This window comes from Streptomyces azureus (assembly GCF_001270025.1).
GTDB classification, from domain to species: Bacteria; Actinomycetota; Actinomycetes; order Streptomycetales; family Streptomycetaceae; genus Streptomyces; species Streptomyces azureus.
Genome location: NZ_DF968325.1, coordinates 47,264 through 73,279 on the forward strand (window position 1 = coordinate 47,264; position 26,016 = coordinate 73,279).

The window sequence follows — 26,016 nt, forward strand, 5'->3', positions numbered from 1 at the left end:
TGCACGCCCGCATCACCTCGACGACGGTCCTGGCCACACTGCCCATCGTGGTGCTCCCCCTGCTGTGGCGGCGGCGCGTGCCCCGCGTCGGTCTCCTGGTGGTGCCGGCGGCGCTGCTGAACTTCCTCTTCCGGCCGGAGCTGCTGATGACGGTGGCGGTGGCGGGGGTCATGGGCCTCCACACGCTCGCCCGCCACCGCGTCCCGCACCCCGCACCGCTCAGCGCGGGGGCGATCACCGGCTCGCTGCTCGTCAACGCGGGCCATGTGGCGATGGGCGTGTACGACCTCGGCGGCCGGGCGCCCGCCGTCGGCGCCGACGGCTCGCTGTCGTACTTCACGGAGTCGTTCGTGCTGGCCGTGGGCGTGGTGGCGACGGTCGGTGTCGCGGACGCCACCCGCAGCCGGGAGGAGTCCCGGCAGGCGCGCGAGGCGGCCCAGCGGGAACTGATCGCCATGGAACGCAGGCATGCCGCGGCCCAGGAACGAGCGGCCGTAGCCCGGGAGTTGCACGACATCGTGGCGCACTCGGTGTCCGTCATCGCCGTCCAGGCCGAGAGTGCCACGTACACCACGCCCGACCTGTCCCCGCCCGCGCGCGACGGCTTCCAGCAGATCGCCTCGTCGGCCCGCTCGGCCCTGACCGAACTGCGCCGGCTGCTCAGCGTGCTGCGCGCGGACGAGGCCGGTGCCGAGGAGGCGGCACCCGTCGTTCCGCAACCGACGCTCGACTCCCTGGAGGCGCTGCTGGAAGCCCACCGGTCGGGCGGCGGAGAGGTGTCCCTGCACACGACGGGCACCCGCCCTGCGGTGCTCCCGCCCTCGCTCGAACTCACGGTGTACCGCATCGTCCAGGAGGCCCTGACCAACGCCCGCCGCCACGCACGGGGCGCCGCGGTCGACATCCGTCTCACCTACGACGAGGACGAGGTCCGGCTGCGGATCGCCGACGACGGTGCGGGCCCCCAGACGCCCGAAGCCGGCCCGGGCGGGCACGGGTTGAGCGGCATGCGGGAGCGTGCGAACCTGCTCGGCGGACGTCTGACCAGCGGGCATGCCGGTCCTGAGGGCGGTTTCCTGATCGAGGCCGAACTGCCGGTGCGGGCGGGCGCGAAAAGCTTCGCGGAGGGTGTGTACGAGTTACGGCGCGGAAACCGATCCGGGTGATCGTGGCCGACGACCAGGCGGTCGTACGCACCGGGTTCGTGAACCTGCTGTCCACCCAGGACGACATCGACGTCGTGGGCGAGGCGGAGGACGGTGAACAGGCCGTCGCCCTCGCCCTGGCCCACCGCCCGGACGTGGCCCTGCTGGACATCAGGATGCCCGAGCTGGACGGCAACCAGGCCGCGCGCACGATCCTCCGGGAGACCGACGGCGCCACCAAGGCGCTGATGCTCACCACCTTCGACCTCGACCAGTACGTCTTCGACGCGCTCGCGGCCGGTGCCAGCGGATTCCTCCTGAAGGACGCGACCTTCCCCGAACTCCTGCACGCCGTGCGGGTGGTGGCCGCCGGCGACGCCATGCTGTCCCCGGCATCACCCGCCGCCTCATCGCCGAGTTCACCCCCCGCCGCCCCGTCACCGCCCCCAAGTCCCTCCTCGACCGCCTCACCGCCCGCGAGATGGAGGTCCTCCTTCTGATCGCCCAGGGCCTCTCCAACGCGGACATCGCCGAACGCCTGACCATCACCGACCACACGGTCAAGACCCACATCAACCGCCTGTTCGCCAAGCTCGAACTCCGCGACCGGGCCCAAGCGGTGATCGTGGCGTACGAGGCGGGGTTGGTGACGCCGGGAGCGGGCGGCTGAGGTCGCCTGCTACAGGTTCGGCGGGCCTTGCTCGATCCGGCGCAGCACCGGTGCGAGTCGGTCGATCGCCTCGCTGGTCTGGATCTGCCGCTCGTCCCACCAGGTGGCCCCGGCCTCGGCCAACGGCCCGATCACATCGCGGGTCCCGGCCGCGTCGCCGCCCGGCGTGGCACCGCCGAGGACGATCTCGAAGGGAGCGTCGGACGGGCCGCCCTCGCGCTGCTCGCGGACGTAGGCGACGAGGTCACGGACCTGTTCGACGGGCGGCACGTGACCGTGCCTGGCATCGGTGAACAGGGGAACCACACCGTCCCAGCGGGCGGCACGGCGCATGGGCGGGCGGTTCGGCCAGAAGCCGGCGATCCAGACCGGAGGCCGGGGACGTTGCACCGTGGCCGGGAGCAGTGTCACGTCCCGTACCCGGTAGTGCCGTCCGTCGTGGTGCACCGGCTCGCCCGACCAGTAGCGCCCGAGCAGTTCCAGGCCTTCGTCCAGCCGATCGGCCAGCACCTTGGTGTCCGTTGTGTCGCCAAAACTGGCGTACTCGTCCTCGATGGGCCCGCCCAGTCCCGCGCCGAACGTCACGCGGCCGCCGCTCACGGCGTCCAGGGTCGCCACCTGACGGGCAAGCTGCTGCGGACGCCGCCGGGCGACCGGTGTGACCAGCGTGCCGAGCCTGATCCGGGACGTCGCCAGCGCGGCGGCGGTCAGCAGCATCCAGGGATCCCCGAACGGCCTGCCCTCGTGCTTGCGGTGCACCACGTGGTCCCAGACGAACAGCCCGTCCCACCCTGCCTCTTCCACCGCCACGGCCACCTTGGCCACGGTTCTGGGATCGGCGAAGTCACCGAAGTTCGGGATGTTGATCGAGAAACGCATCCCAACATCGTGCTGCACGGCACAGGCACGGACAACGGATCATCCGGCCAAAGGAGGCTGCCTGTGACTCACACGGGCCGCGGACTCACACGCGCCCCGGCGGCCCCCGTACTCTCCCGCCGCACCAGCCGCGTGGGCACCAGCGTCGTACCGTGCTCCTCCCCGTCCTGCCGCATCTTGCTGAGAACCCCCTCCACACACAGCCGCCCCACCTCGGCGAAGTCCTGGTGGATGGTGGTGAGGGGCGGCAGGAAGGACGCGGACTCGGGGATGTCGTCGAAGCCGACGACGCTGATGTCGCCGGGGACGCGCAGGCCGCGTTCGTGCAGGGCCCGCAGCAGGCCCAGGGCCATCTGATCGTTGGCCGCGAACACCGCCGTGCAGTCCGGCTCCTCGGCCAGCCGCAGCCCGGCTTGGTAGCCGGACTCGGCCGACCAGTCGCCCCTGACCAGGGGCGGCGTGACGCGGCCGGCCGCGGTGAGCGTGTCGCGCCAGGCGTTGGCGCGGCGCTGGGCGGCGAAGGAGCCCTCCGGCCCTGCCAGGTGCCATACGGTGTCGTGGCCGAGGTCCAGCAGATGCCGTACGGCGTCCCGGGCGCCGCCCGCCTGGTCGGTGTCGACCACGGTGTAGCGGTCGCCGGCGTCCGAGTCGGCCACCACGACCTGCACACCGGGCGGCAGCGACACTGTCGCCGCGTCCAGCAGATGGATCTCCATGATGACGATGACGGCGTCCACGGCGAGTTCGCCCAGACGGGAGAAGGCGCCGTTCACCTCGTCCTGAGTGGGGACGGCGACGGGCAGCAGTGTGACGGCGTAGCCGTGCTGGGCCGCGGAGGTGGCGATGGCCTCCAGGGTGCGGATGTTGCCCATGGTGGAGAGGGTGAAGGTGATCACGCCGAGGGTGCGGAACTCGCCGCGCTTGAGCGCCCGGGCGGCGCTGTTGGGGCGGTAGCCCAGCTCCCGCATCGCGGCGAGGACCTGCCGGCGGGTGTCCTCGGTGACGCCCGGGAAGCCGTTGGAGACGCGGGAGACCGTCTGGGAGGAGACACCGGCGAGCCGGGCGACGTCCGCCATGGACGCGCCCTGCCGGGGGCGGGCCGGACGCCTTCTCGTACGGCTCGTGCCCATGGCTTCCCTCTCACCGTCCACCGTGCCCACCTGCCCCTCGCTTCCCTCGCCGCGCAGCCGGCGCAAATTTCGGTCCGGAACGACTCCTTGACCCCTGAGATTCGGACAGTGTAGACATCCCGCCAGTGGATGTTTACGTAAACATTGCCTAGTCGAAATCGTACGAGAAGGCCGAAAAGCGCATCAAAGGCCGCATCAGTCGCACCACGTAGGCCCCGATCTCTGCTCCCGCCGGGACACGCGGACGCAGAAGAGCTGGAGTACTCGAGATGGCACACCGCACCCGTAAGAGAAGGCTCCTCGGGGCCATCGGCGTCACCGCCGTGGCGACCGGAACCATCCTGGCCACCGCCACCCTGCCCGCCGCGCACGCCGAGCCCACCGCCCAGGCGGCCGGGGTCACCGTCCGCCCCGACCCCTCCTACAAGCAGGAGAAGTTCGAGGGCTGGGGCACGAGCCTGGTCTGGTTCGCCAACGCCACCGGCGACTACCCGCCCGCCGTCCGCGAGAAGCTCTACAAGCTCCTCTTCGGCGACGAGGGCCTCGCGCTGAACATCGCCCGCTACAACATCGGCGGCGGCAACGCCCCGGACGTCAAGGACTACCTGCGGGCCGGCGGCGCGGTCGAGGGCTGGTGGAAGGCCCCGGCGGGCACCACCCGCGAGGACGTCGACTGGTGGGACGCCGAGGACCCGGCCGACTGGAACAGACACGCCGACAAGACGCAGCGCTGGTGGGTCGACCGCATCAAGAAGGACATCACCCACTGGGAGACCTTCAGCAACTCCCCGCCCTGGTTCATGACCGAGAGCGGCTACGTCTCCGGCAACTTCGACGCGGGCAAGGACCAGCTGAAGCCGGAGTCCGTCGAGGACTTCGCCAAGTACCTGGTGGGCGCGACCGAGCGGCTGGAGAAGGCGCACGGCATCAAGGTCGACACGCTCGACCCGTTCAACGAGCCGAACACCAACTACTGGGGCACCAGGCTCGGCCCGGACGGCGAGCCGACCGGAGGCCGCCAGGAGGGCGCCCACATGGGCCCCGAGCTCCAGCAGAAAGTCCTCCGCGCGCTCGCCCCGGTCCTGGAGAAGTCCAGGAGCGGCGCGGAGATATCCGCGATGGACGAGACCAACCCCGGCACCTTCGCCACCAACTGGAACTCCTACCCACAGGAGGTCCGTGACCTGGTCGCCCAGATGAACGTCCACACCTACGGCACCGGCCAGCGCACCACCGTCCGCGACCTGGCCAAGGCCGCCGACAAGCCGCTGTGGATGAGCGAGGTCGAGGGCGACTGGGGCGACGGCCAGAGCTTCACGGACATGCGGCCCGGCCTGGGCCTGGCCCAGCGCATCGTCGACGACCTGCGTGAACTGGAGCCCCGCGCCTGGGTGTTCTGGCAGCCCGTCGAGGACTACGACAACATGAAGCCGGGCGGCGAGTCCGCGAAGGGCGGCAACTGGGGCGAGATCCAGCTCCCGTTCAGCTGCACCTCCAAGGACACGCTCAAGACCTGTCCGATCTACACGAACACCAAGTTCGACACGGCCCGCAACTTCACGCACTTCATCAAGCCCGGCGACCGGCTGATCAAGACGGACGACACCTCCAGCACCGCGGCGGTCTCCCGCAAGGGCGACGCGGCGACGGTCGTCCACGTCAACAGCGCCACCGAGTCCCGTGAGGTCACCTTCGACCTGTCGAAGTTCGGCCGGGTCTCCTCCCGCGCCACCGTCACCCCCGTGGTGACCAGCGCCGACGGCAAGCTGGAGAAGCAGAAGGCGGTCCGGGTCTCGGGCAAGCAGGCCACGGTCACCGTGCCGGCCCAGTCGGTGACGTCCCTCCTCGTCAAGGGCGTGTCCGGCGTCGCCAAGGACGCGGCCGAGCTGAAGAAGGGCCACACCTACCGGCTGACCGGCGTCCAGAGCGGCAAGGACCTCACCCTCGCCGACAACGGCACGGGCCTGGTCATCAAGAGCGCCAATGCCGCCGACCCCAGCGGTCAGCAGTGGCGGGTGGAGCAGATCCGCGGCACGGACAACCGCAAGCGGTACGTCTTCACCGAGGCCGCCTCGGACAAGCGCCTGGCCGTCCGCGACGGCGCCCTGGTCGCCGAGCCCGACGAGGGCCGCCGCGACAAGGCCACCGAGTGGATCATGTCCACGACCGGGGACGGCACCTGGACCCTGGTCAACGCCGCCACCGGCCAGCTCCCGGACGTCGGGGGCCAGTCCACGAACGAAGGCGCTTCGGTCGGCCTCTGGCAGCCGAACTCCGGCTCCAACCAGCGCTGGAAGGTGACGGACGTGACGGGCAGCTAGCGCTCCCTCCCGCACCGGCCCGCTACGACGCCCTCGGCCCGCCGCACCGCATGGTGACGGTTGGGCCGGGGGCGTCGTGCGGTGTCACTGCCAAAGGCCCTCAAAGCCCGAACAACCCTGCCGCGTTGTCGTGGCACACCGCCCGCAGCCAGTCGTCTCCGAGGTCGAGCCGTTCCAGGGCGTGGAGCTGGTCCACGTACGGATAGGGGATGTTGGGGAAGTCGGAGCCGAGCAGGACGCGGTCGCCGAGTCCGGCCAGCCGGGGCAGGGCCCGGCGGGGGAACGGCATGAAGCTCTCGCTGAAGTCGGTGAACGCCATCGTCGTGTCCAGCCGCACCTCCCCGTACCGCTCGGCGAGGCCGAAGAACTCCTCGTACTCGGGCATCCCCATGTGCGCGACGACCAGCCGCAGCCGGGGGTGCCGGGCCAGTAGCCGCGCGATCGGCTCGGGGCCGGTGTGCTTGCCGGGCGCTGGCCCGGACCCGCAGTGGATCACCACGGGGATCCCGGCCTCGGCCAGCAGCCCCCACGCCGGCTGGAGGAGTTCATCGGCGGGGTCGTACGCCCCCACCTGCACATGCGCCTTGAAGACCCGCGCCCCCGCCTCGACGGCCTCCCGGACGTACGCCTCGACGCCCGGCTCGGGGTAAAGGGTCGCGGTGTGCAGACAATCGGGGGTGCGGCGGGCGAAGTCGACCGCCCAGCCGTTCAGCCAGCGGGCCATGCCCGGCTTGTGCGGGTACACCATCGCGGTGAAGGCCCGCACGCCGAACTCACGCAGGATGTCCGCCCGTTCCGCCTCCTCCTTCCGGTAGGTGATAGGCCACTCCAGTCCGCCGGTCATCGGCCCGAGCCCGTCGAAGTACTCCCACACCTTGTGCAGCACGCGCTCGGGCATGAAGTGCGTGTGCACGTCGACCAGCCCGGGAAGCCCGAGCCGCCCCCAGAAACGGCGGATCTCCTCGGCTTCCGCACCACCCACCGTCACGCGGTCGGGCGAACCGGCGGGGTCGACTGGCGCCACACGGTGATCGTCCATGCCGTCCACGATCGGTCCGGGTGAGGTGGTGGGTCCACTGCTTTGCGCGAGGGAGGGGTGAGGGATCCGTCACGACCCGGCCCTCCTCGTGCGGGGGCGGGGGGGGCACGACCACAGCCGTCTCTCCTCGTCATGGATCAAGTCGCTGGCGGATCACATCGACGGACACACCGGAGCGTTCGGCCAGTTCTTCTTGCGTCAAGGAGGCCAGACGGCGCGAGCGGGGCAGGCACCGCACGGCCTGTCTGCGGGCTCGCCCACCCCCCTGGTCACGGCATCGGGCCGCCCCTTGGAGGCCGGTACGCCGCCGCGACCCGTTCCCGGAACGGCCGCCGCCCCACCGCCTCCGCCACCTCCCTCAGCAACTCCCCCAGCGGCATCGACAGCTCCGCGTCCAGCTCCGCCATCGCCGCCACCGTGGCCTCCCACTCCGCCTCGATCCGCGGCAGCAGGGCACGGGCCTTCGGCGTGAGGTCGACCAGGCGGCGGCGGGCGTCCAGCGGGTCGGGGGTGTGGGTGACCAGGCCCGCGCGGGCCATCTGCGCCGCCGTCTGACTCGCTGCCGAGTGCGTGACGCCCACTGCCGCGGCCAAGTCGCGCACGGGCAGCGGGCCTTCGGCCAGGAGTGCCCGTACGACCGGGGAGAAGCGGGGCCGGTACTCGGCCAGGCCCTGCTCCTCGTAGACCTTGGCCACGTCACCGTCCAGGAGTTCCAGGACGTGGCGGAGCAGAGTGCCCACGGCGACCGGATCCGGGTGATTCCTCGCACTGTTCACACTGCTAATCTAACAGCGCTGTTATACCTGCCGAGGGTAGAGGAGAGTGCGTCACTCATGGCCGGGCTCTATCCACCTGCCGAGCCGTACGCGCACGGCATGCTCGACGTCGGCGACGGCAACCGCGTGTACTGGGAGAGTTGCGGGAATCCGGAGGGCAAGCCCGCCCTCGTACTCCACGGCGGGCCCGGGTCCGGGGCGGGGCCGTTCTGGCGCCGGCTGTTCGACCCGGCGGTATACCGCATCGTGCTCTTCGACCAGCGCGGATGCGGGCGCAGCACACCCGACGCCGCCGATCCGCGGACCTCGCTCGACGCCAACACCACACCGCACCTGATCGCCGACATCGAGCTGCTGCGGCGGCACCTCGGCATCGGGGAATGGCTCGTCGTCGGCGGCTCCTGGGGCGTGACGCTCGCGCTGGCCTACGCCGAGCAGCACCCGGGACGCGTGTCCGAGCTGGTCCTCTTCAGCGTCACCGACACCACCCGCCGCGAGGTGGAGTGGGTCACCCGGGACATGGGCCGGATCTTCCCCGAGGAATGGGCCCGGTTCCGCGACGCCGTCCCCGAGGGGGAGCGCGACGGCAGCCTGGTGGAGGCGTACGCCCGGATGCTCGCCGATCCCGATCCGGCCGTACGGGAGCGGGCCGCGCGGGAGTGGTGCCGGTGGGAGGACGTGCACGTGTCCACGCACCCCGGGCACAAGCCCGATCCCCGTTACGAGGACGCGGACTTCCGGCTGCGCTTCGCCCGCCTCGTCACGCACTACTGGCGGCACGCCGGCTTCCTGGAGGACGGGGCGCTGTTGCGCGACGCCGGGAAGCTCGCCGGCATCCCCGGCGTGATGATCCACGGGCGCATGGACATCAGCGGTCCTCCGGACGTCGCATGGCGGCTGGCCCAGGTGTGGCCGGACGCGGAGCTCGTGCTGATCGGCGAGGAGGGGCACGGGCTGTCGGGCGATGCCACGACGGAGGCGGTGCTCGCGGCCACGGACCGGTTCCGGCCGGTCCGCACCCCGTAAGAACTGCCCCGACAGAAGTGTCCCGACGGTGCGGACGCCGGTGTCGGATCGAGCCGCTGTCACCGGCCCCCGGCCGGCCGCTTGGCACCGCACGTCGCCAGACTGCACCACCGGCGCCGCCCGCTCTCGTCGAGGAACAGCCAGCCGCAGTCCCGGCTGGGGCAACCGCGGACGGTGAACCGCCGCGGGTCGGCGAGCAGTTCCCCCGCGCTGCGGGCCACCGCGCAGACGGGCAGGCGCAGACCGGCGGAGGGCGACGGGTGCCAGCGCCCGAGACCGTCCTCGCCACGCGTGAAGACCGACAGCCGCGCGGCGTCCTCCACCGCCCCGGCCACCGCCTTGAACGCCCGGCCGTCCTGCGGATCGGTCAGACAGGCGTACAGGTCCGTACGCAGCCGCCGGGCCTCGTCGAGGACGGCGGCGGCCTCGGCCGGCTGCCGCAGGGCCTGTTCCCGCAGCCGGGTGACCTGGCGGTCCTCGATCAGGTCGAGGTGACCGGCCCATACGGCGAGCGTGGCGTAGCCGCGCAGCCAGTCCGACCCGGGCAGTCGCTCCCCGCCCCACCCGGCGTAGGTGTTGCAGAACTCCAGCGCGGGGTGTCCGCTCGTACTCCACGGCAGCCACTGGTCACCGACCCGGACCGCGTAAACGGGCCCGGGAGGCCGGTCCAGCCGGGGGTCGGCGCTCAGTATGCGCTCGTGGAGCGTGCGCAGTTCGCGCCCGGGCTCGATGCCGAGTTCGTCCGCCAGCAGGTCGCGGGTGCGGTCGTACAACTGGAGCGCATCGGCCTGGCGGCCCATCCGGTACAGGGCGGTCATCTGGGCGCCGGCCAGCCGTTCACGGGTCGGGTGCTCCACCAGCAGTGGCGTCAGGTCCGCCACGACACCGTCGTGCAGACCCATGGCGAGCTGGGCCTCCGCTCGCCGCTCCACGGCGGACAGGCGCAGTTCGCCCAGCGCGCCGCCGAGGCGCGTGCGCAGCCGGTCGTCGGCCACGTCCGCGAGCAGCGGGCCGCGCCACAGCCCGAGGGCCTGGTCGTACAGGCGGATCCGCTCCGCGGGGTCACCGGCATCGGCGGCCTGCCCGACGAGCCCGACGAACTCCTGGGCGTCGAGCCCATGAGGGCCCTGCTCCACGGCGTAACCGTCGTGCCGGGTCTCGACGGACACCCCGTGCGGCCTGAGCGCGGCACGCAGGCGGCCGACGTAGGTGTGGACGGTGGCGCGGGCGGCGGCGGGCGGCTCGTCATCCCAGAGCAGGTCGATGAGGCGGTCTGTCGGGACGGCGCGGCCCGCGTGCAGCAGCAGGACCGCCAGCAGGCACCGCTCCTGGCGGCGGCTGCCCACCAGCACCTGCCGTCCCTCTTGGCGGGCGGCGAACGGACCGAGCAGTTGGAACTCCATGGCTGTCCGGCAGCCTAACGGGACGTCGATGGTCAGGCTTTGGTCAGAGGCCGGGGAGAGACTGGCGCACGCCCGCTTCCTTCACACCTCTGCCCAGGGAGAACCATGCGCCGAACCACCCTCGCGACGCTGACACTTGCCGCCGTGCTCCTCGGGACGCAGCCCGCGTCCGCGGAGACGGCGACGGAGACGGCGAAGGGCTGGGAACCGGCGCCGTCCGCGCCGTGGGACGTCGGCGCCGGCGTGCGGTGCGACTTCCCCGTCCACGGCGAGCCCGTCGTCGACGAGGTGGTGCGGCGTGTGCTGAGCACCTACCCCGACGGCTCCGTACGGCGGGTCGCGTACAAGGGCGATCTGGTCGTGCGCGTCACGAACACCGGGACCGGCGCCTCCTACGACGCCGACGCGAGCGGCTCGGCCGTCGTCGAGCACCGGCCCGACGGCTCCCAGCTCTGGGCCGTGCACGGGCCGGTGCTCGTCGGGGTCGGCCAGGACCAGGGGAGCCTGCCGCGCGGCCTGTACCTCGTCGACGGCGTCTACACGATGGAGATCAGTCCCACCGGATACAAGTCCGTACGCCTCCTCCACGGGACGACGGACGACCTGTGCGCCCGCATCGGCTGAACGGGCGCCTGCCCTCCCCGATGGCCGGCCGGGCTCAGTGCGCGTCGTAGATGCCCCGGTAGTGGGCCAGCGCCGTCTCGCGGGACGCAGGAACGCTAGTGCGCAAACGGCTGCCCCCGTCGAGGAGAGGCCAGGTAGGTTGATCATTTGTCACGAGGGGGCGTGGGGGCGACATTCGCCCCTGCCGGAAGAAAAGTTGAAGGATCCCAGGCAGCTACCCGGCCCCCGCGGATCGGCCGAAGGGCCGAGGCACCCCGCATCGCCACCCGTACTCTCCACCGTTCCGAAAGTGAACGGCACCGCAACTACCGCCGGGTACTGGAGAGATCGCGTGGAAGTAGGGCCACAAGGTCGATCTCCTTCCCCTCCCCCTCCGCGTGAGCTAGAAACTTCAACAACCCAGCCACGCCACAGGGTGCTCGACGGCACATGCGTCGCACCGAGGGGGAAAGACCACAGTGAACAAGCAAGCTCACGGACCGAGACGGTCCGGCACCCGCGCGCGCAGACGCCTCCCGCGTCTGAGGATCGTCATCGCCGCCGCCGTCTCCTTCGCTCTCGCCGGAACCGCCGCCCAGGTGATGGCCGCCGAGCCCGACGGGAGCACCGGGCAGCCGCCCGTGCCGTCCCTGTCCTGGTCCGACTGCCAGGGGGGCTTCGAGTGCGCCAACGCCGACGTGCCGTTGGACTACCGCGACCCGCAGGGCAAGACCATCACTCTGGCGGTCATCCGCAAGAAGGCCCCGGACCAGGCCAAGAAGAAGGGCACCCTCTTCCTCCAGCCCGGCGGGCCCGGCAACTCCGGCGTGGACTTCGTGCGCAACAACCACGCCGGCCTGCCCGCCGCGATGCGCGACTCCTTCGACGTCTTCGGGTACGACGTACGCGGCGTCGGGCGCAGTTCAGCGGTCACGTGCTGGGACGACCAGACGTACACCCAGGCCATCACCGCGGCCAAGGGCGTCCCCGGCCCGGACGCCTACGAGCCCGCCGTGCGCCAGGCCGCCGAGTTCGGCCAGGCCTGCCTGGACAACGCGGGCGAGCTGGCGCCGTACGTGGGCACCGAGTACGTCGCCCGCGACATCGACCTGCTGCGTCAGGCCCTCGGTGAGAATCAACTGACTTACTACGGCCGGTCGTTCGGCAGTTACATCGGCACCGTCTACGCCGCCCTGTTCCCCGAGCGGGTGCGTGCGCTCGCGCTGGACGGCGGTTACGACCCCGAGCACTACGCGAACCGGCCCTACGCCTACGACCGGCCCCAGTACCTGGCCCTGGACGGCGCGATGAGCCGCTTCCTCGACTGGTGCAAGGCGGACCAGGACACGTGCGGGTTCGGCGACGGCGACCCCCGGGGCGCGTTCGAGAAGCTCAAGGCCGACCTGGACGCCAATCCCGTACCGACCGCGAACGGCGGGCGGGCCAATGGCTACACCCTCGTCTACCGCCTGATGTTCAACATCAACGAGGGCAAGGTCATCTGGCCCTCCCTCGGCGGGGCCCTGCGCAAGGCGCAGCAGCGCGACAACACCTCGTTCCTGCTGCGTCCGCCGTCCCCGGCCAGCTACGACTTCCTCAACCCGAACGTGGCCGTCGAGTGCGTCGACAAGGACTACCCGCGTGACCCGGCCCTGCTGAAGCGGCAGGTCACGAGGAACGCCGAACTGGCGCCGCTGCTGGGCCCGGCCATGGCGTACGGCCCGCCGACCTACGACCACCAGCACGCCACCACCTGCGTCCAGTGGACCGGCGAGAAGCCCAGCCGCTACGACGGCTCCTTCCGGGCGAAGGGCTCCGCGCCGATCCTCGTGCTCGGCACGACCGGCGACCCGGACACCCCGTACCGGGACGCGGTGGCCCTGTCCCGGCAGCTCGACAACGGCCGGCTGCTCACCTTCAAGGCCGAGGGCCACACCGCCTTCGGGCGCAGCGCCTGCGCGACGGACGCCGTCACCGGCTACCTGGTGGACCTGAAGGTCCCGGCGCGTGGCACGACCTGCGCGGACGAGACCCAGCCGCCGTCCGCCACGCCGAAGGTGGCCCCGCCGGGCACGACCCTCGGCGAGCTCCGCAACGGTGTGAACGACCGCCTGGACCGCCTCGGCTCCCTGCGCTGACCGACCGCACCACGGCACCCCGGGTGCCGGGCCGCATCAGGCCCGGCCCCCGGGGTGTTCGCGTGTTCCCAAAGCGGTTCCTGCGGTTCCTCCCTCTTGACCCCACCTTGCGCAGGCACGTACAACTGCACTCGCAGAAAACGGTTACTACCGCTTACCGCCCACCACTGGGGAAGGCCCCTCACCATGAGAGCTTCGGGAGAACCGGAAGAGCCCACCGCGGACAGAACGGCCGGTCACCCGACGGCCGCGTCCCGCCGGGTCGTACTCAAGGGCGCCGCCGTCACCGCCGCACTGGGCGCGGCCGGGGTCGCCACGACCGGCCCGGCCCGCGCCGCGGACGCCCCGCCGGGCCGCCCGGAGAGCGTCACCGCCCGCATGGGCGGCACCTCCGTCACCCTGTCCCTGGTGGACGGTGCGCTCCGCTGGTCGGCCCGCCGCGACGCCCGGACGGTGATCGGCACCTCGGCCCTGGGCCTCAGGCTCGGCGACGGCACCGTCCTCGGCGGTGACGTCAAGGTGATCGCGGAGCGGTACGGCACCCACCGCACCACCTGGACCCCGGTCTACGGCCGCAACGCGACCGTCACCGACCACTACCAGGAGCAGCGCTGGGACCTGGAGGACCGGGCGTCGGGCATCCGCTTCGGCGTCCAGGTCCGCGCGTACAAGACCGGCGTCGCCCTGCGCTACCTCCTCCTCGACGAAGGCACCGCCACCGTCGCCGACGAGCTGACGACGTTCGTCTTCCCCGACGGCACCACCGTCTACAGCGCCCGCGACGAGAACGCCTACGAGCCGGTCGCGCCGGGCTCCATACCGGTCACCGGCACGGCCGGCACGGACAACGGCCCGCTCACCGACCTTCCGCTCACCGCCACCCTCACCAGCGGGCTCATCGCCTGCGTCTGCGAGTCCTCGCGCATCGACTACCCGCGGCTGATGCTCGGTTCCGTGGCCGGCGAGCCCAACACCCTCTCCGCCTTCCTGATGGAGCACACCGCCCGCGGCACCGGCCCGGTGGAGACGACCTCGACCGTCACCACGCCCTTCGCCACGCCGTGGCGCGCGGTGGTGATCGGGGCCACCCACGCCGAACTCGTCGACAACGCCGAGCTGGTGCTCAACCTGGCGCCGCCGAACGCCCTTCCCGACACCTCATGGATCAGGCCGGGCAAGGTCTTCCGCTGCGAACTGTCCACCGCCGCCGGGCTGGCGGGCGTCGACTTCGCCGTGGCCCGGGGGATCGAGTACATCGAGTACGACGCCGGCTGGTACGGCCCGGAGTTCACCACCCGGGACGCGACCGAGCCCATCGCCGCCATCGACCTGCCGTCGGTCATCTCATACGCCACGAGCAAGGGCATCGGCCTCTTCCTCTACGTCAACCGGCTCGCACTGACCGACGCGGACTCCCTCTTCGCCCTTTACAAGAGCTGGGGCGTGCGGGGCATCAAGCTCGGCTTCATCAACGACGGCACCCAGTCCATGACCAACCAGATCATCGACTGGGCCAAGGCCGCCGCCAAGTACGAGCTGCTGATCGACATGCACGACGACGTCCGGCCGTTCGGCTACGAGCGGACGTACCCGAACTGGATCAGTCTGGAAGGCGTACGCGGCAACGAGCAGTTCCCGACCGCCACGCACAACGTGACCCTGCCGTTCGCGCGCAACATCGGCGGCCCGATGGACTACACGATCTGCTACGGCCAGTCCCGCGACAAGACGACCAACGCCCACCAGATGGCGATGGCCGCGGTGTACTACCAGCCCCTCAACTTCCTCTTCTGGTACGACAAGCCGTCCAAGTACAACAACCCGGCCAACTGGCCCGGTCTGCCGTGGTTCAACGCCGTGCCGGTGACCTGGGACGAGAGCCGCGCCCTGGCCGGCTCGATCGGCGAGTACATCGCGGTCGCCCGCCGGGGCGGCTCCACCTGGTACCTGGGCGCGATGACCGACGAGTCCGCAAGGACCCTGTCCCTGCCCCTGTCCTTCCTCGGCAGCGGCACCTACACGGCGACGGTCTACGCCGACGGCACCCCGGGCACCAGCCCGTTCCGGACCCCGGTCGTGGTCAGCACCCGGACCGTCACCGCCGCCGACACGCTCGACGTGGCCATGGCGCCGGCGGGCGGACAGGCGGTCGTCCTGAAGCCGAGCTGATCCCGGAGCGGGTGGGGTTTTCCCCAGGGCCCGGGTCCACCGGCCGGTGGACGGCAGGTTCAACCGAGTACCTCTGTCCGGCAACTGCCCAGCTCGGCGAGCCTTTTGGGCATGAACTCATTGTCTGTGCGCGTGGCGCGCTGGAGTGCGCGGCATCCCTGGCGGGCGATCGCCGGCTGGCTGGTGTTCGTGGCGCTGTGTCTGGGAGTTGGCAGTGCCGTCGGCACGAACAGTGCGAAGACGGCGGACTACCGGGTCGGCGAGGCCGGCCGCGCCGAGGCCCTGGCGGCCGAGGCACATCTGGAGCGCAGGGCCGCCGAGCAGGTGCTGATCTCCTCCCGTTCGGGCGGTGCCCTCGACGAGGGCACCGCCCGGGCCGCCGCGGAGGACCTGACCGACCGGATGCGGCGGCTGCCCGAAGTAGCGGGCGTGGCCGACCCGTTGCTGTCCGAGGACAGACGGATCCTGATGGTCGAGGTGGCGCTGAAAGGCGAGGAGCGGGACGCGAAGGACAAGGTCGACGCGCTCATGGCGCAGACCGCGGCGGTGCAGAAGAGCCACCCCGGGCTGCTGCTGGAGGAGACCGGAAGTCCCTCCGTGAGCAAGGGCGTAGACAAGCAGCGCAGTGACGACCTGGCGCTGTCCGAAGCGATCACCCTTCCCGTCACCCTGGTCACGCTGATGGTGGTGTTCGGCTCCGTGACCATGGCCGGGGTGCCGTTGCTGCTGGCGCTGTCGTCGATCGCGGCGGCGGTCGGGCTCTCCATGGTCGTCTCGCACGTGTCGCCCGACGCCGGGGTCGGCACCAACGTCATCCTGATGATCGGCCTCGCGGTCGGCGTCGACTACACGCTCTTCTACCTCAAGCGCGAGCGGGAGGAACGGGCCCGCTCCGGCGGGCGGCTCTCCTCCGAGGCGCTGGTGGAGCTGGCCGCCGCGACCTCGGGCCGGGCGGTCGTGGTCTCCGGGCTCGCGGTGGTCGCCTCCACGGCGACGCTGTACCTGGCCTCCGACGTGATCTTCTCCTCCCTCGCGACCGGCACCATCGTGGTCGTCCTGGTCGCGGTGGCCAGTTCGCTGACGGCCCTGCCCGCGCTGCTCGTCAAGCTGGGGCGGCGGGCGGAACGCCGGGCGCTGCGACGGGCGGAGCGCGGAAAGCCGGCGCGGCGGGTACGAGGCGGCACAGGCGGCGGCCGGGTGTGGAACGCCCTGCTGCGGCCCGCCGCCCGGCACCCCCTCGCCACCCTGTGCGTCTCGGTCGTCACGCTCCTCGCCCTCGTCGTCCCGCTGGCCGGACTGAAGATCACGGAGATGAGCCGGGACACGCACTCCCGCGACATCCCCGCCATGCAGGTCTACGACCGGCTCAACGAGGCGTTCCCGGAGCAGCGGGTGACCCACCAGGTCGTCGTGCGTGCCGATGCCTCGCGATCGCCGGAGATCGGCGGCGCCCTGCGGGAGGTGGCCCGGCGGGCCGCAGCCGACCCGCTGTTCACCGAGGCCTCGCGCATACGGTCCTCCGCAGACGGGCGCACCAGCACCCTCGAACTGAAGGTGCCGTACCTCGGCAACTCCGACGAGGCGTACGACTCCCTGGACCGGCTCCGGGACGACTTCCTGCCCGCGACCGTCGGCCGGATCACCGGCGCCGAGTACGGCGTGTCCGGGGATGTCGCCCGCTACGCCGACTATCCCGCCCACCAGAACAGCAAACTGCCCCTGGTGCTGGGCGCGTTGCTGCTTGTGACGTTCGCGATGACCGTGTACGCCTTCCGTTCGGTGGTGCTCGGACTGCTCGGCGTCGCCCTGAACCTGCTGTCCGCCGCGGCGGCGCTCGGGCTGCTCGTGCTGGTCTTCCAGGGGACGTGGGCCGAGGGGCTGCTGGACTTCCGGTCCACCGGGTCGATCGGGTCGCGTGTGCCGCTGTTCCTCTTCGTCATCCTCTTCGGGCTGTCGATGGACTACCAGGTGTTCGTGGTGAGCCGGATCCGGGAGGCGGTGCTCGCGGGCGTGCCCACGCGGCAGGCCGTGCTGGACGGGATCCGTTCCTCGGCGAGCGTGGTGACCAGCGCGGCGGTGGTGATGACGACCGTGTTCGCGAGCTTCGTCTTCCTGCACATCATCGAGATGAAGCAGATCGGCTTCGTCCTGGCGGCGGCCGTGCTGATCGACGCGTTCGTGGTCCGGGTGATGGTGCTGCCGGCGGCGATGCTGCTGCTGGGCGAGGCGAGTTGGTGGCCCTCGCGCCCGGGGCGGCCGGCTCCGGAAGCCCCGGAGAAAAAGACCTCCTCCCACGCGGCGATCGACGTACGTTGATCGCTATGACCGCTCTCGCCGGGTCCACCGCCGACGCCTTCTGGGCGACCTCACTGCGCCGCTGGAACGCGGTGTGCTGGCTGCTGTTCGCCGTGATGGCCGTCGGGCTGGTCGCCATTGACCGGCCCGGCGAGAGCAAGTACGCGGCGCTGGCCCTGCTGGGCGGGGTGGTGCTGTCGTACGCGGTCCTGGACCGCTTTCCCTCCAATCCCGTCGTACGGCCGCACGTCTATCTGTCGGTGCTGGTGGTCGCGTTGGGCGGGCTGGCGTATCTGCGGGGCAACTACGCGGCGCTGTTCATGGTGACGCTGCCGCACTACTGGATGTTCGGGCGGACGCCCAGGGCCTCGATGGCGTTCCTGGGGCTCGCCACGGCCGCCACCCTGACCGCGAGCGTGCTGCGGCAGGACGGCTGGACGGTGGAGTTCTTCACCGAGACGCTCGTGTCCACGCTGATCGTCGTCGCCGTGGGGGTGCTGATCGGGCTGTGGGCACACTCGGTGGTCGGGCAGAGCGCCGAGCGGGCCCGGCTGATCACCGAACTGGAAGAGACCCAGGCCGAGTTGTCCGAGGCGCACCAGCGTCAGGGCGCGGCGGACGAACGGGAGCGGATGGCGCGGGAGATCCACGACACCCTCGCACAGGGCTTCGCCTCGATCATCGTGCTGGCCGAGGCGGCCCGGGCGGGGCTCGACTCCGAACCGGCCCGAAGTGCCCAGCAACTGCGGTCGATCGAGTCCACCGCGCGGGAGAACCTCGCCGAGGCCCGGGAACTGGTCGGCTCGCCCCGGCGCCCCGGCCAGGCAGCCGCCGGTTCCGTGGCGCAGACCCTCCGCCGGACCCTGGACCGTTTCGCCGAGGACACCGGCCTCACCGTCGACGCCGACCTGGCGGACCTGGAGTGCGACCAGCAGACCCGGATCGCGCTGCTGCGCTGCACCCAGGAGTCCCTGGCCAACGTGCGCAAGCACGCCCGCGCCTCCACGGTCGGTGTGGTCCTGGCCCGGCAGCCGTACGGAGTGGAGCTCGAAATCACCGACGACGGGACCGGGTTCGTGGTGGAGGAGTCGGCGGGTTTCGGCCTGGACGGCATGCGCAAACGGCTGGCGGAGCTGGGCGGGAGGCTGACGGTGACGAGTTCGTTGGGCGACGGGACGCGGGTGCTGGCGCTGATACCGCCGGCCGCCGCGGAGAGCGGGGCGACGGCATGACCGGCGGAGCGCTCCGCGTCATCGTGGTGGACGACCACACCGTCATGCGGGCCGGAGTGGTGGCCCTCCTCGCCTCCGAGACCGGCATCGAGATCGTCGGCGAGGCGGGCGACGGCCGTGCGGCCCTCGGCCTCGTCGAGCGCCACGATCCCGATGTCGCCCTGGTCGACCTGCGGATGCCGGTGCTGGACGGAGTGGCCACGACGGCCGAGATCGTCAGGCGCTTCCCCCGCACGCGGGTGCTGATCCTGACGACGTACGACACCGACGCGGAGATCGAGCGCGCGGTGGAGGCCGGGGCGATCGGCTACCTCCTGAAGGACACCACCCGTGAGCAACTGGCCGACGCGATCCACGCGGCGGCGCGCGGTGAGACCGTACTGGCGCCCCGGGTGGCCGAACGGCTGGTCGCCCGCATGCGCCAGCCCGCCCAGATCCCGCTCACCGCCCGGGAGGCGGACGTCCTGAACGCGGTCGCGGACGGCCTGACCAACGCCGAGATCGGCCGCCGCCTCGTCATCGCCGAGGCCACGGTGAAGACGCATCTGCTCCGGCTGTTCGCCAAGCTCGACGTCAACGACCGTACGAGAGCGGTGGTGGTGGCGATGGAACGGGGGCTGTTGCACAGGCCCTGAGCCGGCCGGCTGCGTGTGTCTCGCGACCCGGGCCACGTGCGGGCACGACCACACGCGGTCCGGACTTTGCCATCTCTTTACAACCTGCCCCTCGGCCGCCTCGTCTCTCCGCACGACCCGTCACTCACCCCGCCCTTCACCGAGCGGGACCGACGAAGGAGAGCGTTCCCATGCGCCGAACCGTCCTCACCGCCCTGGCCCTCGCCGGCACCGCCGTACTCCTGGACACGGGGCCCGCGTCCGCGAGCGAGGCGACGACCCCGAGCCCGGCCCCGACGGCCGCCGAGTCCACCCCCCAGCCGGAGGAGAGCGCCGAACCGACGGCCGGTGCCGAACCGACCCGCGCGCCGGCCACCGCCAACCCGGCCCCGAGCGGAGAGCCGACCCGGGCACCGGCCGACGACCAGGTCTCCGTCGTACCGAGCGGCGCGCCCGACACCGGCGTGACGACGGCGTCTTCGGCCTCCGACTCCGGCTTCGGCGGTACGGCGGTCGGCGCGGGCGCCGCCGCGGTGCTCGCCGTGGGCGGCGGGACGGTCCTCGTCGTGCGGCGTCGCCGGGCGACCGGGGCATGACCCCGTTCTCCAGGCGCGCGTTCACGACGGCGGCGCTGGCGTCGCTGCTCACGGCATGCGGAGGCCAGGGGACGCATCGGACGGCACCGGACGCCGGAACCACCGCGCCACAGCCGCAGTCTTCCCCTCGGCCGGTCCCGGCCGAGGGGGCGCGCCCCCTGGTCCGTTCGGTCCCGGTCCGGCTGCTGGTCCCGGCCATCGGTGTCGACACCCCGGTCATCCGGCTGGGCCTGGCCCCGGACGGCACGGTGCGGGTGCCGCCGGCCACGGCGGACGACCGGGCGGGCTGGTACCGGCACTCGCCCACTCCGGGCCAGACCGGCCCGTCGGTGATCCTCGGGCACGTCACGGTCGGCACGTACGGCGACGGCGTCTTCCGGCACCTCACCCGGCTGCGCCGCGGCGACCGGATCGTGGCGCGCCTGGAGAACGGCACGGCGGCGGAGTTCGCCGTCACGGCGGTACGGACCGTCCCCAGAACCCGCTTCCCGGTGGACGACGTCTACGGGAACGTGGACCGCCCGGAGCTGCGGCTGATCACGTGCGGCGGAGCGCGTACCGGCGACGGATACGCGGACAACGTGATCGTTTTCGCCGCGCTGAGCGGCGCCGAGCCCCCCACCCCTGGAGAGCGTTGAAACGGTCCCGTGAGAAGGCCGCGTCCGAGCTGTTCGCCGCCCTCTATCCGCGCCTGGCCGGCTGGTGCCGCCGACTCGTCGACGACGACGAGACGGCCCACGAGATCGCCTCGGAGGCGTTCACCCGGCTCTGGGCCCGCTGGACGTCGGTGGCGGAACCCCGCGGCTTCCTCTACGTCACCGCGGCCAACCTCGTCCGGGACCACTGGCGCAAACTGGAGCGCGAGCGCAGGGCCATGCACCGCGTCACCTCGGAAGCCGCCGTACGGCCCCACCCCGAGCAGGCCGACCCCTCGGTGCGCCTGCTCGTGCAGTCGCTCCCGGAACGACTCCGCGTCCCGATCCTCCTCCACTACTACGCTGACATGCCGATCCGGGAGGTGTCCGTGCTGACCGGGCGCAAGGAAGGAACGGTCAAGGCCGACCTGCACGCGGCCCGGGAACTGCTCCGCGTCCACCTGAGGAGAAGCCTTGACCACACGTCTTGACGACGATCCGGACGACCGGGAGTCCGGCCCCGACGACCCGCTCGCCGTGATCCTGCGGCCCACCTCCCCCGACTACTTGGGCGCACCCCCCGGCCAGTACGAGGCGATCCGCCGCAGGGCGACCCGCCGGCGCGTTCTGCGCGCCGCGGCCGGAGCGGGCCTGTGCTGCGCGGCGGCCGCCCTCATCGTCCTCCCCCCGCGCCTCACCGCCCCGGAGCCCGCCCGTTCCCCGACGATCCCGATGGCCCCGCCCCCCGCGAGCACGGCGCCTGCGACCTCGGCACCGACTTCCCATCCATCGGCGGCTTCGCCCTCATCGACGCCTTCGCCTTCATCGGCCTCTCCGTCCGAGGCCCCGGCACCCGCCACGACCCGCCCCCGCACGAGCGACTCGACCGGCCCGACGGCCGAGCCCCGCCCCCCGTCGGCCGCACCGACCTCGGCGCGGCCGGTCCCCTCGGCGACCGGGCCGGGCACGGATCAGAGGTCGGCCACCAACAGCCGGTAGCCCACGTCGACGGTGTCGAGCGCGAGCAGCCCGGCGTGCCGGGTGCCAGCGGCCGCTCGCCAGGTCGTCGGCGAGCCGCGCCAGGCCGGGGGCGATGACGTCCTCGCCGGTCTGGGCGAGCAGGGAGATCCCGGCGCGCACCCGCGGGTCGAGGTAGGCGTGGGGGCGGCGCCAGTACGCGGCGGCGAATCCGTCCGTGCAGTCGTGGGGGACGGGGACCGTCTCCTGCCGTGCTCCGCCGAGCAGGGCGGCCAGCCGGCCGACGGGGACGGCGCGGGTGTCGTCGAACGCGGCCGCCTCGGGGAGGTACTCCCGTACCAGCCAGAACCGTTCGCGGAAGACGTCCTGGTCCCAGGTCAGGACGACGACACGGCGGCGGGCCACCCGGCGCAGTTCCCTGATCCCGGCCGCCGGGTCGGACCAGTGGTGGACGGTCAGCACCGCCATCACGGCGTCGACGGCGTCGTCCCGCAGCGGCAGGCGTTCCGCGACGGCCTGCACACCGGGTGCGGCTCCCGGCGGTCGCTGGTCCAGCATGACCCGGCTGGGTTCGACCGCGAGGACCGTCTCCGGTGGTTCGTAGGAGCCGGTGCCCGCTCCGACGTCGAGGACGTCCGCGATGTCGTCGCCGAGCGCGGCGTGGATCCGCGCGGCGATCCGCGGGTCGGGCCGCCGTGTCCGGGCGTAGGTCGCGCCGAGTGTGTCATAGGTCGCCATACGGGTCAGCCTGCCCGGCGTCGTGCCCTTGCCGTCGCACCCTTTCCGCCACCTCGCCCTTCTCGGTCTCCCACCAGGGCCGCACGAGTTCGGGAGCCCGGCCCCGCTCGAATTCCGCTGCGGCAGGGGTGAGTTCGCCGTCGAGCCGGCGGTCCAGTGCCGCCGTCTGCGCGCGCTCGGCGCGGACCCACTGGGCGAGGATCGCCAACAGGAAGGGCAGGGCGGCCAGTTCGGCGATGCCGAGCATGGCGCCGCCGCCGATCTGCTGGTCGTGGTGGGCGTCGGGGGACCAGGACGGCGCGTGGTGCAGGTACCAGGCGCCCGCGATCAGGGTGCCGTGCGTCATGACGACCAGCCCGGGGAGGGCGTCGACGATGCCGTCCAGGAAGACCAGGGCCGCCCGGACGGGGTGGGTGCACCAGGCGGGCAGAGCCTGTTCGCGGGTGAGCACCGGCAGGACGAACAGGCAGCCGGCCGCCAGCAGATGGAGATACATCAGCTCGTGCAGCCAGCCGACGCGCAGCGCGGTGGCGAAGTACGGCGTGAAGTAGACGGTCAGTTCCGTGGCCAGCACCAGGACCGTGCTGACGAGGGGGAACGTCAGCGTTCTGACCAGTCGGCCGGTCAGGACCCGCCGGGCCCGGCCCGCACCGCCCTCCGGCAGCGCCTCGACCGCGAGCCGCAACGGGTCGCCGAGGGCGAGACCCAGTGGCGCGAGCAGATCGAGGGTGACGTTCTGCACGGCCGCGGGCCAGAACAGTTCATGGTCGTAGACGGCCAGCCCGGACATCGTGGCCACGACGATCGCGCCGAGCCCGAGCCCGACGAACGCGGCGAGGCGCGTGAGCGGCCAGGAGCCGCCCCGGCCGCGGACTCGTGCGGCACCCCAGCCGTAGAGCCCGCCCAGGGCTACGACGAGCAGCAGCGCGGGAACGTCCAGCCGCCAGGAGCCGAGCAGCCGCCCGGCGGTCAGCTCCGGCAGGTACACAGCCGACAGTTCGCTCACGGGCGGACGGTAGCCGTCGAAGTTAAGGAGACGCCGATCACTTGTTCATGAGTGTGAATGAGAATCATGTACAACCGCAACACCGGCCCGATGCTGGTCTCGGACAACGTGAGCGTCGGCAACGAGCAGCGCAACTTCGACTTCGACTCGGGCGGCACGTCGGTGTTCCGGAACAACACCTCGTGCGACAGCGGGTCGAACGACCGGGTCATCGGCGACTCCGACGGCTCGAACCAGTTCTGGTCCGGTTCGAACGGCTCCCGCTGCTCCTCCTACGCCGGGGCCCTGCGCTGGTCCTTCGCCCCGGACGGGCGCCTCGTCGTGACGTTCGGGGGCAGCCGGTAGCCTGGCCGTATGGCATGCACCGGCATTCCGCACTGCTTCCTCTGACACCGCGGTGAGGACGGCGACGTGACCTGGTCACGTCGCCGTCCTCGGCGTGCCCGCCGCCCGCGGGCGCCGACGACTCGCCGTTCACCGCCTGCATCCAGCTCGGCGCAGGGCCTGGACCCTGGTCCCGCTGAGCTGTCGAGGAGCATTCATGCCGACCACTCATCCGGGAACCGGCCGACGCCGCCCCTCCGACCGGCTGCTGACCGTCCTGACCTGCCCCCTGTGCCCGTCGGGCCTGGAGCGTGCCGACGGCACGCTGCGGTGCGCGGGCCGGCACACCTTCGACATCGCCCGCCACGGATACGTCAGTCTGCTGACCGGCCACCGGCGCGCCGCGAGCGCCGACTCCGCCGACATGGTCAGGTGCCGCAGCGCGTTCCTCCGGGCCGGGCACTACGACCCGCTCGCCCGCACCCTCGCGAGGCTCGCCTCGGAACTCTCCCCGCCCGACGCCGTGGTGCTGGACGCCGGGGCGGGCACCGGTCACTACCTCGCGGCTGTCCTCGACGCGCTCCCCGGGGCCATGGGGCTCGGACTGGACAGCTCGGCGCCCGCCCTGCGCGCCACGGCCCGCGCGCACGCCCGCGCCGAGGCCGCCGGCTGGGACGTCTGGCAGCCGTGGCCCGTCCGCTCCGGCTGCGCCCACCTCGTGCTCAACGTCTTCGCGCCCCGCAACGGGCCGGAGTTCCACCGCGTCCTGCGGCCGGACGGCGCCCTGCTCGTCGTGACACCCAGCGACCGGCACCTGCGCGAACTGCGCCGGTCCGTCGGGCTGCTGGCAGTCGATCCCAGGAAGGAGGAGCGCCTGCGCCGGACTTTGGCGGACCGCTTCCGGCACGAGCGCGCCGAGTCGCTGGAGTACGCCATGAGCCTCACGGCCGACGATGTCGCCGGTCTGGTGACCATGAGCCCGGCCGCGCATCACATCGGGCAGGCGGAACTGCGGCGCCAGGTCGGGGAGTTGGCGGCGCCGGTGCGGGTGACGGCTTCGTTCGTCGCGTCGGTGTACCGGCCGCGGGGGCGTTAGGGGGCGGTCCCGGGGCGCCCTGTCAGCGCGGTCTCGTCCATGCGCCGCTGCTGCGCGGTGGTGAGCGTGCGGATCATGAGGGCGGCGGTGCCGGCCGCCGCCACGATCACCGCGTCGGCGGCGAGCAGGGGCAGGACGTCGGTGTAGGCGCGGGCGATGACCTCGTTGGTGGAATCGGTGTAGATGAGTCCCGCCCCGCCGACCAGACCGGCCAGCCACAGGGCCCACCACCAGTTCACGACGGCCGGCAGCCTCCGGTCGGGGAAGACGGACCGGTGGGCGTCCGCGACGACGCCCCGGGGTATCCACAGGTTCACGACGGGCAGGATCCAGCCCAGGTAGAGCCAGAAGGACCCGTACCGCGGTTCCGCGCCCGAGAGGGCACGGGCGTTGTCGCGGACGCGGTCCAGCCAGGACAGGAACGCGAGCGCGCAGAGCACCGTGACGGCGCCGCCCACGGAGCTGACCTGGTGGTAGGAGTCCTCCAGGGCGGTCAGCGGGCGGTGTTGGCCACCTCCCTGGTCCGGCGGGCCCGACGCCGGCTGCCCGGTCATGGCCAGCCGGACGTGCCAGACCGCCCGGACCACCCAGGCCAGCGCGGCCACGGCGAGCGCGGCGACGGCGCGGTGGGCCGCGCCACGGACCGGGCGCAGGGCGGGGCCCGGCGCGGAGGCGGGGGTCTGGTCGGAGGTTTCCTGATCGCTCACCCGGTCATCCTGTCGTACGGCTCACCCGGTCCTGTCCCCCAGTCCCACCGCCCGGCCCCGCTCGTCCCACCGCACCTCCAGGACGTGGTCGACGGCGTCCCGGTCGAGGGGGCCGTACACGTGCGGGAACAGGGTGTCCTCGTCGACCCCGGGCGGCGGGGCGGGGTCCGCCGCCTCCCACTCCACCCGCGAGGTGAGGCGGGCCTCGTCGAGGGCGAGCACCAGCAGGGGCCGGGGCGCGTCCCGGTAGAAGGTGTTGACGACGGCGAGCGTGGTCGGCTCGTCCGGTGAGCAGTGCACGAAGCCCTCCTCTGCGAGGGAGGCGGGTGCGTACGGACCGTCGGGGGCGGCGTTCCAGTCGGTGAGCGGTATGGAGTGGTAGATCATGGCCCCCGTTATAGGCCACCTGGGGCCCGGGGGCCTCTAGAGCCAACGCCGTTCAGTTAGGGCGGGGCTGGGGGTGTCAAGGGCCGCTCGTGAGCATGGCGATGCTGAT

Annotated in this window: 22 protein-coding genes and 2 pseudogenes; 15 read left to right on the forward strand and 9 right to left on the reverse strand. The window is 72.1% G+C overall.

Annotated features, from left to right (window positions below; translation table 11 throughout):
* Both AOQ53_RS23930 and AOQ53_RS23935 read left to right on the forward strand, forming a co-directional pair.
* Positions 1-1,166 (forward strand): sensor histidine kinase (locus tag AOQ53_RS23930; RefSeq protein WP_078945469.1); only part of this gene is annotated, 1,166 nt, incomplete at its 5' end.
* A pseudogene (locus AOQ53_RS23935) lies at positions 1,157-1,815 on the forward strand (response regulator). The gene AOQ53_RS23930 and the pseudogene AOQ53_RS23935, both read left to right, overlap by 10 nt.
* A gap of 9 nt (positions 1,816-1,824) precedes the next feature.
* On the opposite strand, the gene AOQ53_RS23940 reads toward AOQ53_RS23935, so the two are convergent.
* Entirely contained in the window at positions 1,825-2,694 is an 870-nt protein-coding gene (locus tag AOQ53_RS23940; RefSeq protein ID WP_059420307.1) for an LLM class flavin-dependent oxidoreductase, read from the reverse strand.
* Between the two features lie 68 nt (positions 2,695-2,762).
* Entirely contained in the window at positions 2,763-3,770 is a 1,008-nt protein-coding gene (locus AOQ53_RS23945; RefSeq protein ID WP_059420309.1) for a LacI family DNA-binding transcriptional regulator, read from the reverse strand.
* Between the two features lie 323 nt (positions 3,771-4,093).
* Between AOQ53_RS23945 and AOQ53_RS23950 the strand changes: the two genes are divergently transcribed.
* Complete coding sequence (locus AOQ53_RS23950; RefSeq protein ID WP_059420310.1) at positions 4,094-6,145, forward strand: glycoside hydrolase; 2,052 nt, start codon at positions 4,094-4,096, stop codon at positions 6,143-6,145.
* A 100-nt stretch (positions 6,146-6,245) separates the two neighbouring features.
* On the opposite strand, the gene AOQ53_RS23955 is transcribed toward AOQ53_RS23950, so the two are convergent.
* A complete protein-coding gene (locus AOQ53_RS23955) occupies positions 6,246-7,184 on the reverse strand; it encodes an amidohydrolase family protein (protein WP_099054677.1) in 939 nt (312 codons plus the stop codon).
* Positions 7,185-7,453: 269 nt separating this feature from the next.
* On the reverse strand, positions 7,454-7,960 hold the full coding sequence (locus AOQ53_RS23960; RefSeq protein ID WP_236711766.1) for a MarR family winged helix-turn-helix transcriptional regulator: 507 nt from the start codon (positions 7,958-7,960) through the stop codon (positions 7,454-7,456).
* Positions 7,961-8,017: 57 nt separating this feature from the next.
* Between AOQ53_RS23960 and pip the strand changes: the two genes are divergently transcribed.
* Entirely contained in the window at positions 8,018-8,986 is a 969-nt protein-coding gene (gene pip / locus AOQ53_RS23965) for a prolyl aminopeptidase (protein WP_059420312.1), read from the forward strand.
* Positions 8,987-9,045: 59 nt separating this feature from the next.
* Here the strand turns inward: pip and AOQ53_RS23970 are convergent, their stop codons facing one another.
* A complete protein-coding gene (locus AOQ53_RS23970) occupies positions 9,046-10,389 on the reverse strand; it encodes a BTAD domain-containing putative transcriptional regulator (protein WP_059420313.1) in 1,344 nt (447 codons plus the stop codon).
* Positions 10,390-10,494: 105 nt separating this feature from the next.
* Between AOQ53_RS23970 and AOQ53_RS23975 the strand changes: the two genes are divergently transcribed.
* The 9 genes from AOQ53_RS23975 to AOQ53_RS24015 all read left to right on the forward strand — a co-directional run bounded on the left by AOQ53_RS23975 (position 10,495) and on the right by AOQ53_RS24015 (position 21,162).
* Positions 10,495-11,013: a hypothetical protein gene (locus AOQ53_RS23975; RefSeq protein ID WP_059420315.1), complete on the forward strand. Its 519-nt coding sequence runs from the start codon at positions 10,495-10,497 to the stop codon at positions 11,011-11,013.
* A gap of 458 nt (positions 11,014-11,471) precedes the next feature.
* The gene (locus AOQ53_RS23980) at positions 11,472-13,130 is read left to right on the forward strand and encodes an alpha/beta hydrolase (protein WP_059420316.1); all 1,659 of its coding nucleotides are present in this window, start codon (positions 11,472-11,474) and stop codon (positions 13,128-13,130) included.
* 186 nt (positions 13,131-13,316) lie between these two features.
* Positions 13,317-15,299, forward strand: coding sequence for a glycoside hydrolase family 97 protein (locus AOQ53_RS23985; RefSeq protein WP_059420317.1), 1,983 nt, complete (start codon positions 13,317-13,319; stop codon positions 15,297-15,299).
* Between the two features lie 111 nt (positions 15,300-15,410).
* Entirely contained in the window at positions 15,411-17,615 is a 2,205-nt protein-coding gene (locus tag AOQ53_RS23990; RefSeq protein ID WP_059420319.1) for an MMPL family transporter, read from the forward strand.
* Between the two features lie 5 nt (positions 17,616-17,620).
* Entirely contained in the window at positions 17,621-18,826 is a 1,206-nt protein-coding gene (locus AOQ53_RS23995; protein WP_174523336.1) for a sensor histidine kinase, read from the forward strand.
* Complete coding sequence (locus tag AOQ53_RS24000) at positions 18,823-19,461, forward strand: response regulator (protein WP_059420323.1); 639 nt, start codon at positions 18,823-18,825, stop codon at positions 19,459-19,461. Before AOQ53_RS23995 ends, AOQ53_RS24000 begins: the two co-directional genes overlap by 4 nt.
* 170 nt (positions 19,462-19,631) lie before the next feature.
* Complete coding sequence (locus AOQ53_RS24005; RefSeq protein WP_059420325.1) at positions 19,632-20,036, forward strand: hypothetical protein; 405 nt, start codon at positions 19,632-19,634, stop codon at positions 20,034-20,036.
* Entirely contained in the window at positions 20,033-20,674 is a 642-nt protein-coding gene (locus tag AOQ53_RS24010; RefSeq protein WP_059420326.1) for a class F sortase, read from the forward strand. Before AOQ53_RS24005 ends, AOQ53_RS24010 begins: the two co-directional genes overlap by 4 nt.
* The gene (locus tag AOQ53_RS24015) at positions 20,671-21,162 is read left to right on the forward strand and encodes an RNA polymerase sigma factor (protein ID WP_059420328.1); all 492 of its coding nucleotides are present in this window, start codon (positions 20,671-20,673) and stop codon (positions 21,160-21,162) included. Before AOQ53_RS24010 ends, AOQ53_RS24015 begins: the two co-directional genes overlap by 4 nt.
* Positions 21,163-21,493: 331 nt before the next feature.
* On the opposite strand, the gene AOQ53_RS47765 is transcribed toward AOQ53_RS24015, so the two are convergent.
* Together AOQ53_RS47765 and AOQ53_RS24030 are read right to left on the reverse strand one after the other, a co-directional pair.
* Positions 21,494-22,387 (reverse strand): class I SAM-dependent methyltransferase, encoded by an 894-nt coding sequence (locus AOQ53_RS47765; RefSeq protein ID WP_167745757.1) that lies wholly within the window; start codon positions 22,385-22,387, stop codon positions 21,494-21,496.
* Positions 22,374-23,393, reverse strand: coding sequence for a cytochrome c oxidase assembly protein (locus AOQ53_RS24030; protein ID WP_099054675.1), 1,020 nt, complete (start codon positions 23,391-23,393; stop codon positions 22,374-22,376). The genes AOQ53_RS47765 and AOQ53_RS24030 overlap by 14 nt, the downstream gene beginning before the upstream one ends.
* Before the next feature lie 69 nt (positions 23,394-23,462).
* Between AOQ53_RS24030 and AOQ53_RS24035 the strand changes: the two are divergent.
* Both AOQ53_RS24035 and AOQ53_RS24040 read left to right on the forward strand, forming a co-directional pair.
* Positions 23,463-23,738: pseudogene (locus tag AOQ53_RS24035) on the forward strand (silent information regulator protein Sir2); the annotation flags it as partial.
* Between the two features lie 196 nt (positions 23,739-23,934).
* Positions 23,935-24,813 carry a putative RNA methyltransferase gene (locus AOQ53_RS24040; RefSeq protein ID WP_059420331.1) on the forward strand — a complete coding sequence of 293 codons (879 nt, stop codon included), beginning with the start codon at positions 23,935-23,937 and terminating at the stop codon, positions 24,811-24,813.
* Here AOQ53_RS24040 and AOQ53_RS24045 read toward each other — a convergent pair.
* Both AOQ53_RS24045 and AOQ53_RS24050 read right to left on the reverse strand, forming a co-directional pair.
* Positions 24,810-25,520 carry a DUF4328 domain-containing protein gene (locus AOQ53_RS24045; protein ID WP_059420332.1) on the reverse strand — a complete coding sequence of 237 codons (711 nt, stop codon included), beginning with the start codon at positions 25,518-25,520 and terminating at the stop codon, positions 24,810-24,812. The two genes, AOQ53_RS24040 and AOQ53_RS24045, sit on opposite strands and share 4 nt — an antisense overlap.
* Before the next feature lie 21 nt (positions 25,521-25,541).
* Positions 25,542-25,907 carry a DUF952 domain-containing protein gene (locus tag AOQ53_RS24050; protein ID WP_059420335.1) on the reverse strand — a complete coding sequence of 122 codons (366 nt, stop codon included), beginning with the start codon at positions 25,905-25,907 and terminating at the stop codon, positions 25,542-25,544.
* Positions 25,908-26,016 lie beyond the last annotated feature (109 nt).

Coding starts and splice junctions, on each gene's coding strand:
- AOQ53_RS23985 (WP_059420317.1), top strand. CDS start 13,317: ATGAGAGCTTCGGGAGAACCGGAAGAGCCCACCGCGGACAGAACGGCC.
- AOQ53_RS24050 (WP_059420335.1), bottom strand. CDS start 25,907: ATGATCTACCACTCCATACCGCTCACCGACTGGAACGCCGCCCCCGAC.
- AOQ53_RS47765 (WP_167745757.1), bottom strand. CDS start 22,387: ATGGCGACCTATGACACACTCGGCGCGACCTACGCCCGGACACGGCGG.
- AOQ53_RS24005 (WP_059420325.1), top strand. CDS start 19,632: ATGCGCCGAACCGTCCTCACCGCCCTGGCCCTCGCCGGCACCGCCGTA.
- AOQ53_RS23950 (WP_059420310.1), top strand. CDS start 4,094: ATGGCACACCGCACCCGTAAGAGAAGGCTCCTCGGGGCCATCGGCGTC.
- AOQ53_RS23975 (WP_059420315.1), top strand. CDS start 10,495: ATGCGCCGAACCACCCTCGCGACGCTGACACTTGCCGCCGTGCTCCTC.
- AOQ53_RS24010 (WP_059420326.1), top strand. CDS start 20,033: ATGACCCCGTTCTCCAGGCGCGCGTTCACGACGGCGGCGCTGGCGTCG.
- AOQ53_RS23990 (WP_059420319.1), top strand. CDS start 15,411: ATGAACTCATTGTCTGTGCGCGTGGCGCGCTGGAGTGCGCGGCATCCC.
- pip (WP_059420312.1), top strand. CDS start 8,018: ATGGCCGGGCTCTATCCACCTGCCGAGCCGTACGCGCACGGCATGCTC.
- AOQ53_RS23940 (WP_059420307.1), bottom strand. CDS start 2,694: ATGCGTTTCTCGATCAACATCCCGAACTTCGGTGACTTCGCCGATCCC.
- AOQ53_RS23955 (WP_099054677.1), bottom strand. CDS start 7,184: ATGGACGATCACCGTGTGGCGCCAGTCGACCCCGCCGGTTCGCCCGAC.
- AOQ53_RS23945 (WP_059420309.1), bottom strand. CDS start 3,770: ATGGCGGACGTCGCCCGGCTCGCCGGTGTCTCCTCCCAGACGGTCTCC.
- AOQ53_RS24000 (WP_059420323.1), top strand. CDS start 18,823: ATGACCGGCGGAGCGCTCCGCGTCATCGTGGTGGACGACCACACCGTC.
- AOQ53_RS23995 (WP_174523336.1), top strand. CDS start 17,621: ATGACCGCTCTCGCCGGGTCCACCGCCGACGCCTTCTGGGCGACCTCA.
- AOQ53_RS23970 (WP_059420313.1), bottom strand. CDS start 10,389: ATGGAGTTCCAACTGCTCGGTCCGTTCGCCGCCCGCCAAGAGGGACGG.
- AOQ53_RS24040 (WP_059420331.1), top strand. CDS start 23,935: ATGCCGACCACTCATCCGGGAACCGGCCGACGCCGCCCCTCCGACCGG.